The sequence below is a fragment of the Leisingera sp. F5 genome (genome assembly GCF_001593695.1).
The window spans coordinates 1-1015 of record NZ_LUKH01001459.1 but is presented as its reverse complement, the minus strand read 5'-3'; the positions used below and the strand labels follow the sequence as shown (position 1 = coordinate 1015).

General features: G+C 61.2%; 2 protein-coding genes. Both read right to left on the bottom strand.

Annotated features, from left to right (window positions below):
- The coding region (locus tag A2I95_RS42255; protein ID WP_291738198.1) for an FAD-binding oxidoreductase at nt 1-429 on the bottom strand (429 nt) is incomplete at its 3' end.
- Nucleotides 430-437: 8 nt separating this feature from the next.
- Nucleotides 438-1015, bottom strand: a 578-nt coding sequence (locus tag A2I95_RS42250; RefSeq protein WP_291738197.1) for a phosphotransferase, incomplete at its 5' end; no start/stop codon positions are given.

Here is a 1015-nt window from a genome sequence, read left to right as displayed (position 1 = left end):
GGCAGCACCGATCACGTCGGAGATATCCATCAGCGGCCACAGGTCCTGGGCTTCCTTGGGGGTCAGCAGCTCCATCTCCAGGCCGAAGGAATGCGCGGTGGTGGCCTGGCGTTTAACCTCGGTCCAGCGCTCCTCGTTACAGGCCAGGCGCAGCCCGCCGTTCATCTTCCAGCCGGTGCCCAGGCCGGTTTCCTCTTCGATCTTGTTGTATAGATCGACCGAATACCCCAGCAGCTGGGTGATATTGGCGTTGGAGCGCAGCTGCCCGACCAGGCCGGCGGCGTGGAAGGTGGTGCCTGAAGTCAGCTTTTTGCGTTCCAGCAGAACAGTGTCCGTCCAGCCCAGTTTAGCCAGGTGGTAGGCGGTGGAGCAGCCGATGATGCCGCCACCGATGATGACTGCCTTGGCAGTTGAGGGAAGTTCAGTCATGTCAGTCCTCAGGTGTTTTGAAAGTCGTCAAGTGCGGCGCGGAAGCGCGTGAGGTTGCTAGCGGTGTAGGCCGCGTAGTCAAAGTCGATATCGGAGGTGAGCTCGGAGACCATGCTCCACATGGTTTCGCGCAGCAGCGAGGCGCATTTCATGGCGCCGTAGCGGTGCAACAGATCATCGTTTACCGGCGCCTCAAAGTAGGTCTCCAGCAGCCAAAGTTCCTGCTGCTGCGTAAGCCCGTTGTTGGAGGCAAGCCCGCCCAGGTCGAACAGCGGCGAGTTGAAGCCGGCATAGTCGTAGTCGATCAGCCAGAGCCGGTTGCCATCGTCGAGAAAGTTGCCGCACAGGAGGTCGTTGTGGCCAAAGACGATATCGAAGGGGCCTGCCGCCTGTTCCAGGCTGTTGCCGATGCCGGTCAGTTCGGCAGCCAGCGCCGCATGCGGACTGTTCTTGTCCTGCAGTGTCGCCGCATAGTCGCGGATCACATGGAAGACCCAGAACACCAGCGCCGGGCCGCGTAGATGTCTGGGAACATCGCGGTGGCAGGATTTCACCAGTTCCAGCACCCGCGGCAGCATGGCGGGAT